This window comes from Microcystis sp. LE19-84.1B, from assembly GCF_027531875.1.
Taxonomy (GTDB): domain Bacteria; phylum Cyanobacteriota; class Cyanobacteriia; order Cyanobacteriales; family Microcystaceae; genus Microcystis; species Microcystis panniformis.
In genome coordinates this window covers 29106-44658 of sequence record NZ_JAPZSR010000317.1, presented here as the reverse complement: position 1 = coordinate 44658, position 15553 = coordinate 29106, and the positions used below count along the sequence as shown (strand labels likewise).

The following is a 15553-nucleotide window of genomic DNA, read 5'->3' as shown; positions in this document are numbered from 1 at the left end:
TATTGCCTGAGATAATTTCGGGTTTTTGACCATATTCTTAACGGCTAAATTCTCAACAACAATCGTTTGGTTTTCACGAACTAATTGAGTGGTTAGCTTATGTAAATGGTTTTTTCTGCTATCGGTGATTTGAGCGTGAATTCTGGCTACTTTGATTTTTGCCTTTTCTCGATTCTTTGAGCCTTTCTGTTTTCTATAAAGATTTTTTTGTGCCTTTCGCAGTCTCCGATAATGCTTTTTAAAATACTTGGGATTAGATACCTTGTCTCCATCGCTGGTAATCACAAGACTACTAATTCCTAAGTCAATTCCGATGGCTTTATCTGTTACTGGTAAAGGCTTAATCGTTGGGTCATCAAATCTTATTGAAATATGCCAGCGTCCTGAGGGATGTAATCTGACTGTTACTGTGCTTGGTTCACATCCGTCTGGTATTTGTCTTGACCACCGAATAGGTAAAGGTTCTGTGCATTTAGCTAAATAGATTTGTCTGTCTTTGAACTTAAAAGCAGATTTGGTAAATTCGGCACTTCCTCCTTGATGTTTTTTCTTAAAGTTAGGATACTTAGTACGACCAGCAAAGAAATTAGTGAAAGCTGTTTGTAAATGTCTTAACCCTTGTTGTAAGGGTACACAGCTAACTTCGTTTAAAAACTCTAATTCTTCTTGTTTTTTCCAATCGGTTAGCATTGAAGAAGTTTCAGTATATCCTACTCTTTCTTGTCTTTCGTACCATGCTTGTGTTCTGAGATGGAGAGCTTTGTTGTAAACCAATCTTACACAGCCCAAAGTGCGCCGCAATAGCGACTCTTGTTCGGGTGTTGGGTAAAATCGAAACGAATAAGCTTTTTCCCTGTCTCGCATTCTAGCATATATCGTGTAAATGCGCTAATATTTAACAGTAAAGCCAACCTAGAACGACGGGGTTTCAGACCGAAAATTTTCGATGATTAACGTTGAACAAGTGGGGGGGCAGTGCAACTCGCCCGTTCGAGATAACGCTCTCCAAATCGTCCATTCCACCCTGGGCCGCCTGCGGGTGCGCTTGGCTTGGCTGAGATGTTATCCCTCCTTGCACGAACGCCTGTCCACCTCGATTTTGTCCTTGGCCGCCGTCAGGGAAGTTCGCTTGACTCCGGCGATCAACTCGATCGTCGTCTGCTACGATCCCCAGGGCATAACCGAAAAAGCCTTTCAAGAAAAGTTCTGTCATCTCCTCCAACAACTCACTCCCGTCCACTGGCTGACTGCCGTGAGGCCGATAACTGATGACACGACTTCGCCCGGGGAAGGAATCTTCTCGGAAGCAGCGGTTACTGGAAAAATCCAGGAAGTTGGCGGCAAGCTCATCGGCTCCTCCGTCGGCCGGGTAATGGGATTCGGCGTGGGGGCGGTCGCTGGCGGGGTGCTGTTGGGTCCTCTGGGGTTAATTCCGGGTGCGGGGGTAGGCAGTGCCGTCGGGCGAACAGTTGGCAGTCAGCTAGGGGGCGAAACCGTGCGCTATCTGTCCGGCACAGGAGCGGCAGCGCAACGCTGGCCAGTGCCAGCAAAGAACCCCGCCGAGTCCCTGCAAGCCACTCTAGAGCGGGGTGCCACTGAATTGATTGGCGAAACCTTCAACAGGCATGGCCGGCTTTGTGGTGGGTGGCTCTCTGCAAGGGACCGCTAGGCTCTCTTTTTGGCGGAGTCATCGGCGGTGCTATCGGCGGACAAGTCGGAGAGGAATGGTGGTCTTGGCAGCGGGCAGACCTGGAAAAAATCACCCCCCAGGCAGGGGCGTAGTCAACTTGAACGAGTTTTGGACAATTAGTCAATAATGCAGGTTAAACTGTTAGTGAAAATAGCCGATCGAGCGGTATAGAGATAGTAAATTAGTGATTATGGATTTAGAAGCTTTGTTGTTAGGCATCGAGCCAGTGGCGGCACTGGGCGTTGGGGCAGCAGCTCTGGCTCTCGCCCCTCTCATTGGTGCTTTGGGTAATCCAGAGGTAGGAAAGTCTCTAGCAGACTCCGGCCGCGACCTCACCAAAAGTGGCATTAAATGGGGACTAGAAACGTTTGAGAAGGTGCAAGAGACTGTGGCTGAAGCCAGTGAGTCCTGGAATGATCTGGTAGCAGAAGCCGAGGCAGAAATTAGGACTGCCAAGAGTTCAGCCAAGCCCGAGGCACCCACAGAAGTGGAAATTGCCGAATAATCAACCGGGTAGCTCCGGGGTAATCTCAGGAAGACAGAGGTAATGGCCAATCCAGATTCATCAGCCTCAGCAGGGGAACAATTTACTCACAATCCCGCCAGTCTCTTGGCCGCTGCCAGCGAAGTGGCGAACCAGATAGCGAAGACGGCAAAAACCGCAGGGGAAGCAGCCGCCCAGCAATGGCAGACAGCAAGCGACTCCGTTCTCGAAGCCGCTAACCCCCTCCTCAAAGCCGCCCAAGATGCAGGCCAAGCTTTCGTGGAAACGGCAGGGTCGGCGGTCAAACCCTTGGCTGAACAAGCCAATCAAGTCGGACAGACCGCCCTGCAAACGGCAACGGCAACCGCAGAGTCCGTCGTCTCAGCTACCGGGCAAATCGCTGGCCAGATCAGCCAAGCAGTGCATCCGGCAGCCGTGGGTGGTGCTTTTCTAGGGATGTCGGCGGGACAAGTGGCCGGTGGAATGATCGGCGGGGCGATTGGTTCGGCACTCGGACCGGGCGGGGCGGTTTTAGGCGCCCAAGTGGGTGCTTTTGCCGGCAGCACCACCGGAGCAAAGTTAGGCTATGATGTCACCCACGAAATTTTCCGCCCCGAGCCGGACAAGGCTCAGGCGGGAGCAAATCCGATCGAGATCGCAGAACACCTCAGCAAGAAAAGCGGCGAGAAGCTCGGTGAAACCCTGGGGACTGCGGGGGGCGCAATTCTGGGTACGGTAATCGCTGGGCCTGCGGGCGGCATGGTAGGCGCTCTGGCTGGAGAGGTTTTGGGGGGACAGTTAGGGACAGATGCAGCAGTTGCCTTAAATCAACAAGTCGAGCGGCAAGGAAAGCCGTCTCAGGAAGCCTCGCCCGCACAGACAGACGTGAGAGATTGGACGATCAAGACAGGGAGTAGTTTTGTCGGGGAAACAGGAAGTGCTTTGGTCGGAGGGGCGATCGGCAAGTTAGTCGCCGGTGCAGCGGGGGCAGAGATCGGTCGGAGCTTAGGATCGCTCGCTGGCAAGAAAATCGACTGGACATCTCCGCCTCAACCGAGTTCGCCTCCTCAGCTACCCCAAGACGGTCAAGAGAACCCTCCCCATGTCAGCTAAAAACAAATTTTTGCTCTTGCTGCTGATCTTCGTACCGATCACTCTTGCTGCTGAGTGGCTGAAGTTATCACCCGTCCTCGTCTTTGTTCTCTCCGCTTTGGCGATCATTCCCCTAGCGGCCTTCATTGCTGAAGCAACAGAAGTCATTGCCGCCATTATTGGCCCGACCCTAGGCGGTCTGCTCAATGCCACCTTTGGCAATTTAACGGAAATGGTCGTCTCAGTAGTGGCGCTTAGGGCAGGATTAGTCGAGGTGGTCAAGGCGAGTATTTTAGGGGCGATTATTGCCAATTTACTCTTAGGATTGGGGTTGGCAATGTTGTTAGGAGGCTTGCGCTTCCAACAACAAAATTTTGCACCGGAAATTGCTCGCCTCAATGCCTCTTCCTTGCTGCTTTCTGTGTTAGTTTTGCTGACTCCCAGTGCCATTCACTTTACTTCCGACGGTTTGCCGAAAGCTGCCATCCAAAACTTTTCCTATGCGGCTGCCATTTTGTTGCTAATTTTTTATGGATTGAGCCTCATTTTCTCCCTTAAGTCTCAGCAAGATGTGGAAAGATTAAATACGCTAGAAGCGAGAGAAAATCAGTCTCAGCCAGTCAGCGGTCGCAACGCGCTCGCTACGCGAGACCGCCGAATGTCCAAATTTGGAAAACCCGTCACAATTCTGCTCATCTGCACCGTTGCTCTAGTGGTCATTTCAGAAATTCTGGTGGGGAGTCTAGAAGAGACGGTAAAAGTATTAGGCTGGACTGAGCTATTTACAGGTATTATTTTACTACCCCTATTTGGCGGAGTCGTGGAATACATTACTTGCGTGACAACCGCCCTCAAAAATAAGATGGATTTGACGGTGGCGGTATCTATTGGCTCGACTTTGCAGGTGGTTTTATTTGTGGCTCCACTTTTAGTTCTAGTGAGCCTATTCTTCCCGACTCCTCTCTCCCTAGAATTCAACGTTTTTGGTATGTTTGCGGCTACGGCGGCAGTTCTCATCACCAGTTCTATCAGTTCTGATGGCCAGTCTAATTGGCTAGAAGGAGTTTTATTGTTAATTTTATATGCCGTTTTAGGTACAGCTTTTTATTTGCATCCTTAGATTTCATCCCTGTTATGATTAATTCTTTAATTGGTTCGGTGATAGGGGGATTACTCTTGATTGCTCTTCCCGTTCAAGCCTCGCCTAAGTTAAGAGTCGGTGTCTATGTTTCACCGCCTTATGTCATAGAAAGTCAAGTGTTAACTATCAATGATATTTACTCCCCAAAGAAACCTTCGCCTTCTCCAAAATCTTCGGCCCACCAACCGAAAAGCACAACTAAGTTTGATGGGATTAGTATTGAGATTTGGCAGAGAATAGCCACTTCAGAAAATTTAGAATACGAGTATTATATAGTTAAGGAAGTTGATACAGGTATTAATCAAGTTGCTAATGGCACCCTCGATTTGCTCGTCGGACCGATCTCAATTACGCCAGAACGCCTGAAAAAAGTTGCTTTTACTCAGCCTTACTATAGCTCCTATCTTGCTCTACTCGTTCCCAGCCATTCCCCTAACCTCTGGCAGTTGATTCATCCCTTCTTGCAACGAGCGGCGCTTCTAACGGTGCTAGGACTCGTACTGCTGTTGTTTTTAGTATCTAATATCATCTGGTTTGTTGAACATAAGCGCAATCCCGAACAGTTTCCCAAAAATTATTTTAAGGGGGTGCGAGAAGCCTTCTGGTTTGTGTCAGTTACCACAACAACAGTCGGCTATGGTGATAAAGTTCCAGTGACTGCAACTGGCAGGTTTATTACTTATTTATGGATGTGGATTTCCCTAGCGATTACCTCTTCAATTACGGCAGGTTTGGTGACAACCTTTACCCTAGCATTGACCCAGCAACCTGCTAAAGAGTTGAGCAATCTTCAAGATTTACAAAATAAAAAAGTTGCCCTATTGGCAGGAAGTTCTTATTTTATGAATCTCACCTCTGAATATAAAATTACTCCTGTTTTGGCCAACAGCCTATACCAAGCTATTAATTTAATGTATAGCGGTCAGGTAGAGGCGGTTCTTGATTCCTATCGAGTCTTAAAATATTATCTCGATGAAAATCCGAGGGTAGCTTTGACAATTCTGCCTATTTATTCATCTTTCTTGACCTATGGCTTTGTCTTACCTCAAAATAGCCCCCTCCTCAATAAACTCAACATTGATATACTTCAGATGCAGCAGGATAAGACAATTTCAAACATTATTGATAAGTGGATTGAGTGACAGTCTTTTTCCTTTCCTTACTCTAAGCGATCGCTGCGAACATTCCCTTTAATTTCTCTGTAAGTTGATGTAATTCTGCAATGATAAAAGTCAAAGATATTACTTCTTCAGTTTGATCTTCTGGAATGGTTTCTAAATAGTCAGTTAACCTATGTAAACTTTGGTTAAAATTGGGCATAGATAAAGAGTTAATCCCTGTTTGTTGGATTTGTTGCAAATTCTCAAATGTTTTCGTTACTTGTTCAATAAACTCATCTAATCCGGGCAGTGTTTGGGAAGGCTGAAACTGCTGAAGATGTTGTCTGAGGGTAGTCACTCCATTAATAAAACTAACCCCATTGAGAATCAACTCTGTTGTTCCTACCACATTACCCTGAAATCGCTTTGGTTCTTGTCTCATGCGCTGGACGGTAGCTAAAGCATTATCACTGGCTAATTCAGCTTGACGGCGGCTTAAATCTAAGATCTTGGCACTTTGAGCTTGTCCTTGATAAGCGGCGGCCACAGTTTGAAAATAACTGATACTCTTTTCTAGTAAAATGCCAATTCTTCGAGGTAGGGAACGTTTCTGCCAAATTGGCCAAAGATAGTAACTGATGACTGCCAAAGCTCCCCCCAATACAGTATGAAAAACTCTTGTCTCGGCTAACTGCCAATCTTTGGGTACGTCTAGATCTAGAATCAGCACAATTAGCATGGTCAGAAAGAGCATAAAGAAAGCATAATTGACAAAACGGAAGGCAGCAGTTAGGGCAGCTAAGATAATTAGAATTATTATTAGTAGGTTTAGATCTTGAATCTGCAAAACTATGGGAGTTGCTAAGATTACCCCTAAAATAGTGCCACCAATGCGCTGTATAGCCTTTTGGATTGTGCCACCATAATCTGGCTGGAGAACAAACAGCACCGTTAAAGCCATCCAATAACCGTGATGCCAATGGAGTAGAATGGATACCCACATGGCAAAAGTAGTGACAGTGGCCAGACGCATGGCCGCAGTAAAATTAATCGACTCAAAAGTCCAGTTATTTTTTAATATTTCCCAAAAAGGGGTGACAGGAGTTAAGGGAACTGATTGGAGTGCAATCTTGACTTGCTTTTGGTGATCGAGGAGTAGGGTAATAGTAGCATCAATTTGTTCGGCCAGATTGTTCAGAATTAGGATGAGTTTATGGAGATTAGGTGTGATGGTTTTCTGGGAATTACTGCCAATACGGAACTTTTTCTTTAAGTCTTGCACTTGCTGCTGTAAAGTTGTGAGCATCGCCAAGGTTTCTTGAGCAATTTCTTGGCGATCGCTTGTATTCCTCAATTTAACTATATCATCCAGGGTTTTCATTACCTCGATCAAGGATTGGCAGGCTTGCTTAAGCTCTGGTCCCATCTCAGCCAATTCTCTCTTGTTTTGTCCTACAACCACTTCTGTCAGAGCAATTACTTCCCGATAAATATCAGTTAGCTTCTCAATCAGAAAAATCAAGCGCTGGCCTTCAATATGAGTGCCGGGTTGACTACTATAAACCTCGTGCCAGAGGCTACGAGCTTGGGCGATCATTGTTCCAGTTTGATGTTGCGCTTGGGATGTTTCTACATCCCAGAGTTCGTCCTTATCGGCAATCTCAACTCGGGCAACAGTTTCGAGAAAATGGGTCAAGCTTTGGTAACTGGCAATGATGGCTTGTTTAACTGGCCTGTAGGGATCGTTGAGCCATATTACCAAGGGTCGAACCATTACCCAAATACCGGCCAATAAGAGTAACCAAAATCTTTCTAGGGCCAGATCCAGATTGCCGGGTAGGTGAGTAGAGATCAACCAAAACACTGCCACTACCTGTCCGATGGCCGTGGCTGTACTTCCCAGCACACCGATAAAGTTGAGGAGCAGCAACAAGGGAAAAGTGAAGATAACCAGCAACCAAGGCATCTGGCCACTCACCGTTCCCAGACTCATGACCCCGGCACAGCCTAAAGTAGCGATCGCCAATCCTAGTAATTTATCTCGGTAACTCACAGACAGGCTACCCAGGAATAAATTAATCAAAAATGCAGCCAGAGCAGGTAAAGTAATCAGCTTGAGATTACCCATCAAGAGGCCGATGAGCAAGGGTAGGGCTATGGCGATCGCTGATTGGATGCCATAGAATAACCTTAGTTTACTCAACTCAGGGTGAATTTTCTTCATGACTGTAAATGGGATTAGAGATTGCATTGACAACCAAACCGATAAGGGACTTGCGCTTTGATAATGTGCCATAGGGCGAACGCAGTTCGCCCCTACATTGTGGACAAAATCCGTTACTGTAGGGGCGCAAGGAACCTGCGCCCTGATCGATCGATCAGGTTTGCTGATCACCCTAACTAGGGGGAGAGCCTTCGAGCGCCTCCGCAGCTAAGGGACTTGCCCTTTGATAATATGCCATCTGGCCGGTCTGATTCTTCTACAGAGCGATTTTCTGGCTGGGATATTATTCCCACCCAAGTCCCTAACATCTGATAACTGATAACTGAGCTGCCATTACTGTCGAGATGGCTAATACTAAATCCGTTGAGTAACACACAGAAAACGGGTTTCTCGGAGAAACCCGTTTTCTACACTTGCAATAGGCAAACGTATCAATAGATAATCAGTCTTTAATAACAGGATTTAGTCTGAACAGGTAGTCGAGCATCGTAACCATAAACAAGCAAAAGTATCTGTATATTTAGTGACTAAATTAAGACAGATTTGCCCTAGATGCAGACCGGGCAAAAGACGGTCAAAAACTAACCCATCAGGATCACCGTATCGATGACGTGGATCACACCATTATCTGCCTCGATATTACCCGCGACCACCGTGGCATTTTTCACCTCAAAACCTTCGCTACAATCGACGGGAATCGGTGAACCCTCTAGAGAAGTCACTACGGCCAATTTTGCCAAATCTTCCTGCATATATTTGCCCGCAACGACGTGATAGGTGAGAATTCGGGTTAATTGGGGGATATTCTGCACTAGGGTTGTAATCGTCCCAGGGGGCAATTTGGCAAAAGCTTCGTCGGTGGGGGCAAAAACCGTGAAGGGGCCAGGACTTTTTAGGGCATCCACAAGATTAGCGGCTTGTACCGCCGTTACTAGAGTTTTAAAATTATCGGCACTGACCGCAATATCGACAATATCTGCCATAAACTTGACTCGATCCCTTAAAAAAATTATCTATTTCAGATTTTAAACTTAATCTTGTCCCAAAGATTGTTCTAGGGAAGTGGGAAGTGGGAAGTGGGGAAGTGGGAAGTGGGGAAGTGGGGAAGTGGGGAAGTGGGGAAGTGGGGAAGTGGGGAAGTGGGGAAGTGGGAAGTGGGAAGTGGGAAGTGGGGGAATTTCAACTAAAACCCTAACACCCCAACACCCCAAAACCCTATCACCCTATCACCCGACTCCTGACTTCTAACCCAATTTTGGACAAAGATAAGCAAAAATTATTTATTGACTCCAAAAGCTTGAGAATATTTAAATTAACATTCCGCAATATTTACAAATTCTTAAGAATTAATTGAGAAAGATTTTTATTTAACAACGATGTTATGAAGGTAACAGCGATTTGATAAAATTTCATAATGGGTTATTCTGTGCTTTTTTGGGCAGCAATGGTTGAAACCCTTGCCACATCTACAAGGTAATCCTAATTAAGACGGGTAAATTAGTCAATTTCACGCACAACGATGATCTTTTTTTTGTGTAGTTTTATTGCAAAAAAAAAGTTTTTTTGACAAAAAGCACAAAGTATGATACTGAAGCTGGCGTATTTCTGACTGGGAGTAATTATTGCAGAGTCAGGTCAAAATCAGGGGATTTTCTGTTTTCAAGTGATGAAATACAGAAAAGCAGCAATTCGATCGAGAAATCGATAAAAACAGCCTAGACTAGAAAAAGAATCCTCTATCCTGACAGCTATCCTGTGGAGATTACTTTTTTAGGAACCAGTTCCGGGGTTCCCACTCGTTCCCGTAATGTCTCTAGTATCGCCCTTCGGTTGCCGCAACGGGCGGAAATATGGCTGTTTGACTGTGGAGAAGGAACTCAACACCAGTTACTGCGTAGCGACCTGAAAAGTTCCCAAATCCGACGCATTTTTATCACCCACATGCACGGGGATCATATCTTTGGTTTAATGGGACTGTTAGCCAGTATTGGATTAGCCGGTTCTGCTCAGGATATTGATATCTACGGACCTCCCGGACTAGGGGACTATCTGCGTGCTTGTGCTAAGTATTCCTATACTAATTTAGCCAATCGGGTGCGTGTCCATCCCGTTTCCCCCGGCATACTCTACGAAGATGAAGAATTTACCGTCTCCTGTCAGCTATTAAAACATCGTATTCCTGCCCATGGTTATCGCATCGCCGAAAAAGACCGTCCTGGACGTTTTGATGTGGAAAAAGCCAACGCTTTAGGTATTCCCCCCGGACCAATTTACGGCAAGCTGAAAAAAGGGGAAACTGTCACCCTTCCCGATGGCAGCAAAATTCGCGGTCAGTCCCTCTGCGGAGAAACGGAAATCGGCCGTAAAATAGCCTATTGTACCGATACTATTTTCTGTGAAGGATCGATCGAATTGGCACGGGATGCAGATGTGCTAATTCATGAGGCGACTTTTGCACACCAAGATGCCGGGTTAGCTTTTGAAAGTGTTCACTCCACTTCGACGATGGCAGCCCAGGTGGCCTTGGCAGCCCAGGTAAAATTGTTATTAATGACCCATTTTAGTCCCCGTTATCTACCGGGGAATTCTCTGGATATTTCCAATCTGTTAGAGGAAGCGCGGGCAATTTTTCCTAACACTAAATTAGCCTACGATTTTCTCACCTACGAAGTCCCCCGCAACCGTCAAGAAATGGTCTTAGGAGTTAAGTAATTATGCCAGCAGCAGTGGAAGAAAAAAGCATGGTTCCCACGGTTTTAGTGGGTATTGGTGGCACGGGTAACGAAATTTTATCGCGATTGCGTCGTTTAATCGAGGAAAGTTATGGCAGTTTGAGCAATTTTCCGATTGTCAGTTTTTTGGTGGTTGACACGGATAAGGATTATAAAATCAGTAATCCTGAAGCTGCCGGCAGTGCTTTTAAAGATAACGAAAAACACTGGGCCCGGGTGAGTGGAAAACAGGTACAGGAGATGGTATCTGACATGGATAGATATCCCTGGATTAATAGTTGGTTTCCCCCGGAATTAGAGAGAAATATTACTTCCCTGGAAGCGGGAGCGGGACAAATTCGCGCCTGTGGTCGTTTTGCTTTATTTTGTAATTATCATGAGATCCAAAGAAAATTTCTAGACGCGGTGAGACGGGTAAAGGGACAAGAAAACTTTATGCTCGATCGCTATGGAATTAAAGTTAGTAATAGTGCTATTAATGTCTTTACCACGGGGTCTTTAAACGGTGGTACGGGTAGCGGAATGTTAATCGATATAGGTTACTGTATTCGTAATTGGTTACGAGGGGAAAGTAGTCCTTTGAGTACGGCAATTGTTCCCACTCCTGAAGCATTTGCGGGGATTAGTGTCGGCGATCGAGTTTTGGCTAATGGTTACGCTGCCTTGATGGAATTAAATTACTTTTCTGACTACAGAACCGAATATCATCAACAGTTTAGCAGCGGTTTAGTCGATGAAGTAGTTAGTAAATTACCCCCCTTTGATTTTACCTATTTAGTGGGGACAAAAAACGGCGAAGGTGATTTTAAACTCGGTCAAATTCGGGAAATGATTGCCCAAAATATCTTCCTAGATCTGACCTCTGATTTTGCCCCCCATAAGCGTTCCATTAGAGATAATATTAAGGGTTCTTGGGCGCAATCTGACCCGGGGGGGCGCGGTTATCCTAAGCAATTTATGAGTTTTGGGCTATCAACTATTGAAATTCCTATTGCCCAAATTCGTGCCTCCTTATCGGAACGTTTAGCCAAAGATTTAATTAATTGGTGGCTGAATGATTCCGTGATTTTACCCGCTCAAATGTTGGAGTTAGTAAGAGGTGATATCCTCAAAAAAATGCGCTTGAGCGAAGGGGAATTAATTATGGATTTATGTGCCGACAAGGATCGCTCTTTAATTGCCATAATCTCCCAATGGATTAACGAAACTCGTCAGGAAATCAATCAAGATAATTGGCTCTCTTGTACCAAACAGGGTGTTAATATTTTAGGCAACGAACAGGGAAAAATTCTGCAATTTATTAATGATTATTTAACGCCAAGAGTCGAGGAATTTAAACGCAATCATTTACTAGAATTGAGTCCCGATGAACGGCGGCACGGCGATTACCTGAAAAAGATTTATAGTAACCGGGATGAAATTATTCAACGGGGTAAAAAGTCCCTAGAAATGGAGTTTTATAATATCCTTGAAGATCGAAACCGTGGGGTAAAATTTGCCGAGAGTTTTATTGTTTCAGTACGACAAATCTTCACCGACATAGCGGAAAAATTCCGTCGCGATCAAGAACAGGTTTGGAGTCAAAACGAAAGTAAACGTCAACGGGAATACGACACAGCCTTGGCAGAAATTAATGATCTGAAAGATAAAATTCATATCTCGAAAAAAGATAAGATGGAACAATATTGTGAACAAGCTTTAACGGGATTGGAAGGCTATTTAATGGCCAATATTCAACGAAAAACCAGAGGTGCAGGAGTAGAGGTTATTAATCGTTTACTGGAACATCTTAATCAATTAGAAAGCCGTTTTAATCGCTTTCGTCAGAAATTAATTCAAAGTCGCGATCTATTTAATCTCCAGTCTAATCAACAGATCGATAGCGCCGATGCTTTGTTAATTAATGGGATTAAATTATTTGACAGACAAGAATTAAACAGTCTTTATCAAGACTTTATCGAACAATTTGCTTCGGGGATTGCTGGTAACAAAAATGCCTACGATACGGGTATGGATAACCTTTGTTTACCCCTCTCAGAAGAAATTTTAAAGCAATCTAGCCCCCTCTGGAAAGAAACGCGCCGCACCGATGAAAATATGCGTTTATTTGACATCACCGAGATTGCCGATATTCGTCAAGGTGATTTTCAAAAAGTTATCCTAAACCAAGCTAATCAACTCCTACAAAATGCTCCCGCTAGTAGTCGCATTCAGCAGGAATTAGCCGCTTGCGATCGCTTGTTAAAAATTTATAACAACGATACCGATATTATCAATAATATTCGCATTGCCTACCAAAAATCGCGACCCCTAATTATGCTTAATCCTGCGGTTTTGCGGGGAAAAGATGCGGGTTTTACACCCCAATTAAATCAAAATGTTGCCCTGATTGGAGGAAGAAATACCAGTAACCCGGCAGCCCAAAAAATTATCCCGAAACTGCGGGAATTTATTGCCAACGAAGACGATATTAAACCCTTGGGAGAAGTGGAAAAATATCGTCTTGTCTTCGTGCAGGAAATTGGCGGTTTTTCCCTACGCTGTCTGGAGGGAATGCGAGAGTTGCGGCAATCCTATCAGGACTGGAAAGGAGAATTTATTCTCGCTAAACGCGCCCAACAGATGGGGGAAAATCGCGATTTACCCATCCCCGTGCATATCCAAAAGGAACCGCCTTTCTGGGATGTTTTTCCCGAAGATCCGAGTATTTATCAATTGGTGGTGACAGCCCGAGCTTTAAAAGTGCTTTTTCCAGAAGTCAATCGAGTCACTAATGAGAAAACAATTCGCTATGAAATTAAAACCGCAACGGGATTAAAAAAAGTCGATATCGCCACCAGTTGGGAAGATGCGGTACAGGTGTTAGAAGTAAAAGCTTGTCGCGAAGATAAGGAAAAAATTCAAAGTCAGGTGACAGCTAAGTTACAGGCTGCAACCACTCCAGAGAAAAAACAAGCTTTGTATCGGACTTTTATTGAATATTTACAACAACGGTCCGAGGAGTTAACAGGAGGAAAAGATAATACAGAATATAAACGGGAAGATGCAATTATTTTGCAGTTAATCCATAACTATAAGTTGGATAGCGGTGGAGAAATTCCTCTTTCTCCGGTGACAGAAGTGGCTAACCCAGCTTTAATTATCTGCGGTATTTGTGGACACAAAAACCCGCCCTCGTCTAATTTTTGTTCTAAGTGTGGGGCAAAATTAGTTAAGTAGAAATTAGATTTTGGGTTTGATCCCCCCTGCCCCCCTTGATAAGGGGGGTGCCGATCCCCCCTTAGTCCCCCCTTGATAAGGGGGGTGCCGATAGGCGGGGGGAGCCGCCTTGATAAGGGGGGTGCCGATAGGCGGGGGAATCCCCCTTGATAAGGGGGGAATCTGACAATTTTTAACACCTACCTAGTTTAACAGCAAAAGTGGGGGTGTTAGCTGGACTAAAATCCCCCACAATGAAGATTTTCGGGAAAAATTGCCTAATAGCGAAAAAACTGGATTATAATAAGGTCTTTACTCAAGATTTTTGCAGCCTCGCTAACTGCCATAAAAGCCAATCAAAACCCCTGTTTATCGAGAGAAAAACCAATGGTAGCCACTTTAAAAGGACGAGATGTTTTAAGAATAACCGACATGAGTAGCCAAGAAATCAGCGCCCTACTCAATCTATCGGCACAGCTTAAAGCTGGTAATCTTAACCCTAGCTGCAAAAAAGTCTTAGGATTGCTATTTTATAAAGCTTCCACCCGGACGCGGGTTTCTTTTACCGTCGCGATGTACCAGTTAGGGGGACAGGTGATCGATCTCAATCCTAGTGTAACCCAAGTGGGGCGCGGGGAACCCTTAGCCGATACGGCCCGGGTACTCGATCGCTATCTCGATATTCTCGCGGTTCGCACCTTTAAACAAGAGGATTTAGAAGCTTTTGCTAATTATTCCCGCATCCCGATTATCAACGCTTTAACGGATTTAGAACATCCCTGTCAGATATTAGCCGATTTACAGACTATCCAAGAGACTTTTCAGACTTTACGGGGAATTAACCTCACCTATGTCGGGGATGGTAATAATGTCGCTAATTCTCTCCTCTTAGGTGGCGCTTTGATGGGGTTAAATGTGCGGGTTGCTTCCCCCGCAAACTATCAACCGGATGGGGAAATTGTCGCCAGCGCCCAAGCTATTGGCGAGAAAACCGGTAGTAAAATCTTAATTACCGACGATCCCGTTACGGCAGTAAAAGACTCTCAGGTGGTCTATACTGATGTCTGGGCAAGTATGGGACAGGAAAGCCTCGCTGATGCCCGAATTCCAATTTTTCAGCCCTACCAAGTCAATGAACAGCTAATGAGTCACGCTGACAAAGACGCGATTATTCTCCATTGTTTACCTGCTCACCGGGGGGAAGAAATTACCGACGGGGCGATCGAGGGTGTACAATCAAAAGTCTGGGAGCAAGCGGAAAATCGGATGCACGCCCAAAAAGCTTTAATGGTGAGTTTATTGGGATTAATCTAGCTCCCGATGCTCAGTTACCTAAAATAATCATTAAACTCGATCATCAATCATCCTAAGACCTGTCCGACACCAGAAGTTAACGCTAGGATTGATGGTAAGAGCAATCATCAGGGCAGCCTCCACACAAACTATATGTCAGACACCTCCGCAGTTAAACAGTATCTCGCCCATTGGTTTCAATTGGGAAAAAAAGTTATTTGTCCCAAAAACCAAGCTATGCTATTTCCGCTGCCTATCTTCAATGGCGATCGCTATTCGTCGGAGTTTGAAGATTGTTGGCAAAAAATTCTCGATCCTGAAAGTGGCGATTGTTACCTAGAAGGCACTCAACAAACTATCCAAGACTTACTTTCCCCTCAATGGGAATTTCACCCCTGCGCTCGTTGTACTATACCCGTACCAATTGAAGTGCTGGGGCAATCGGGTTTATCCTGTCCCTGCCATGATTTGAGTAATTGGCCCAATTTAGAATTACCCCTACCCCATTTACCCGTCAATAGTCGAGAAAATCTCGATCGCATCCGGCAAAGATTACTAAAAAATTCTCACCCACATTAACCAGACAAAAAGAGACGTTA

Annotated in this window: 13 protein-coding genes; 10 read left to right on the top strand and 3 right to left on the bottom strand. The window is 45.1% G+C overall.

What is annotated here, in order from left to right:
• A partial coding sequence (locus tag O9324_RS18175; protein WP_288140921.1) for an RNA-guided endonuclease InsQ/TnpB family protein occupies positions 1–864 on the bottom strand: 864 nt, incomplete at its 3' end.
• A 547-nt stretch (positions 865–1411) separates the two neighbouring features.
• On the opposite strand from O9324_RS18175, the gene O9324_RS18170 reads away from it, so the two are divergent.
• The 5 genes from O9324_RS18170 to O9324_RS18150 all read left to right on the top strand — a co-directional run bounded on the left by O9324_RS18170 (position 1412) and on the right by O9324_RS18150 (position 5549).
• Positions 1412–1669 (top strand): hypothetical protein, encoded by a 258-nt coding sequence (locus O9324_RS18170; RefSeq protein ID WP_288140920.1) that lies wholly within the window; start codon positions 1412–1414, stop codon positions 1667–1669.
• Between the two features lie 211 nt (positions 1670–1880).
• Positions 1881–2195 carry a DUF5132 domain-containing protein gene (locus O9324_RS18165; protein WP_002756751.1) on the top strand — a complete coding sequence of 105 codons (315 nt, stop codon included), beginning with the start codon at positions 1881–1883 and terminating at the stop codon, positions 2193–2195.
• A 42-nt stretch (positions 2196–2237) separates the two neighbouring features.
• Positions 2238–3287 (top strand): cell envelope biogenesis protein OmpA, encoded by a 1050-nt coding sequence (locus O9324_RS18160; protein ID WP_287628628.1) that lies wholly within the window; start codon positions 2238–2240, stop codon positions 3285–3287.
• The gene (cax, locus tag O9324_RS18155; protein WP_002767886.1) at positions 3277–4386 is read left to right on the top strand and encodes a calcium/proton exchanger; all 1110 of its coding nucleotides are present in this window, start codon (positions 3277–3279) and stop codon (positions 4384–4386) included. The genes O9324_RS18160 and cax overlap by 11 nt, the downstream gene beginning before the upstream one ends.
• A 14-nt stretch (positions 4387–4400) precedes the next feature.
• A complete protein-coding gene (locus O9324_RS18150) occupies positions 4401–5549 on the top strand; it encodes a transporter substrate-binding domain-containing protein (protein WP_288140919.1) in 1149 nt (382 codons plus the stop codon).
• Positions 5550–5571: 22 nt separating this feature from the next.
• On the opposite strand, the gene O9324_RS18145 is transcribed toward O9324_RS18150, so the two are convergent.
• The gene (locus O9324_RS18145; protein ID WP_288140918.1) at positions 5572–7731 is read right to left on the bottom strand and encodes an FUSC family protein; all 2160 of its coding nucleotides are present in this window, start codon (positions 7729–7731) and stop codon (positions 5572–5574) included.
• Between the two features lie 581 nt (positions 7732–8312).
• Positions 8313–8714: a fasciclin domain-containing protein gene (locus O9324_RS18140; protein ID WP_002762406.1), complete on the bottom strand. Its 402-nt coding sequence runs from the start codon at positions 8712–8714 to the stop codon at positions 8313–8315.
• An 86-nt stretch (positions 8715–8800) separates the two neighbouring features.
• On the opposite strand from O9324_RS18140, the gene O9324_RS18135 reads away from it, so the two are divergent.
• The 5 genes from O9324_RS18135 to O9324_RS18115 all read left to right on the top strand — a co-directional run bounded on the left by O9324_RS18135 (position 8801) and on the right by O9324_RS18115 (position 15533).
• A complete protein-coding gene (locus O9324_RS18135; protein WP_288140917.1) occupies positions 8801–8926 on the top strand; it encodes a hypothetical protein in 126 nt (41 codons plus the stop codon).
• 560 nt (positions 8927–9486) lie between these two features.
• Positions 9487–10443: a ribonuclease Z gene (locus O9324_RS18130; protein WP_288140916.1), complete on the top strand. Its 957-nt coding sequence runs from the start codon at positions 9487–9489 to the stop codon at positions 10441–10443.
• A 2-nt stretch (positions 10444–10445) separates the two neighbouring features.
• Entirely contained in the window at positions 10446–13682 is a 3237-nt protein-coding gene (locus O9324_RS18125; RefSeq protein ID WP_288140915.1) for a tubulin-like doman-containing protein, read from the top strand.
• Positions 13683–14048: 366 nt separating this feature from the next.
• Positions 14049–14975 (top strand): ornithine carbamoyltransferase, encoded by a 927-nt coding sequence (argF, locus tag O9324_RS18120; RefSeq protein WP_288140914.1) that lies wholly within the window; start codon positions 14049–14051, stop codon positions 14973–14975.
• A gap of 132 nt (positions 14976–15107) precedes the next feature.
• A complete protein-coding gene (locus tag O9324_RS18115) occupies positions 15108–15533 on the top strand; it encodes a hypothetical protein (RefSeq protein WP_288140913.1) in 426 nt (141 codons plus the stop codon).
• Positions 15534–15553 lie beyond the last annotated feature (20 nt).

Coding starts and splice junctions, on each gene's coding strand:
- O9324_RS18150 (WP_288140919.1), top strand. CDS start 4,401: ATGATTAATTCTTTAATTGGTTCGGTGATAGGGGGATTACTCTTGATT.
- argF (WP_288140914.1), top strand. CDS start 14,049: ATGGTAGCCACTTTAAAAGGACGAGATGTTTTAAGAATAACCGACATG.
- O9324_RS18160 (WP_287628628.1), top strand. CDS start 2,238: ATGGCCAATCCAGATTCATCAGCCTCAGCAGGGGAACAATTTACTCAC.
- O9324_RS18145 (WP_288140918.1), bottom strand. CDS start 7,731: ATGAAGAAAATTCACCCTGAGTTGAGTAAACTAAGGTTATTCTATGGC.
- O9324_RS18140 (WP_002762406.1), bottom strand. CDS start 8,714: ATGGCAGATATTGTCGATATTGCGGTCAGTGCCGATAATTTTAAAACT.
- cax (WP_002767886.1), top strand. CDS start 3,277: ATGTCAGCTAAAAACAAATTTTTGCTCTTGCTGCTGATCTTCGTACCG.
- O9324_RS18115 (WP_288140913.1), top strand. CDS start 15,108: ATGTCAGACACCTCCGCAGTTAAACAGTATCTCGCCCATTGGTTTCAA.
- O9324_RS18165 (WP_002756751.1), top strand. CDS start 1,881: ATGGATTTAGAAGCTTTGTTGTTAGGCATCGAGCCAGTGGCGGCACTG.
- O9324_RS18125 (WP_288140915.1), top strand. CDS start 10,446: ATGCCAGCAGCAGTGGAAGAAAAAAGCATGGTTCCCACGGTTTTAGTG.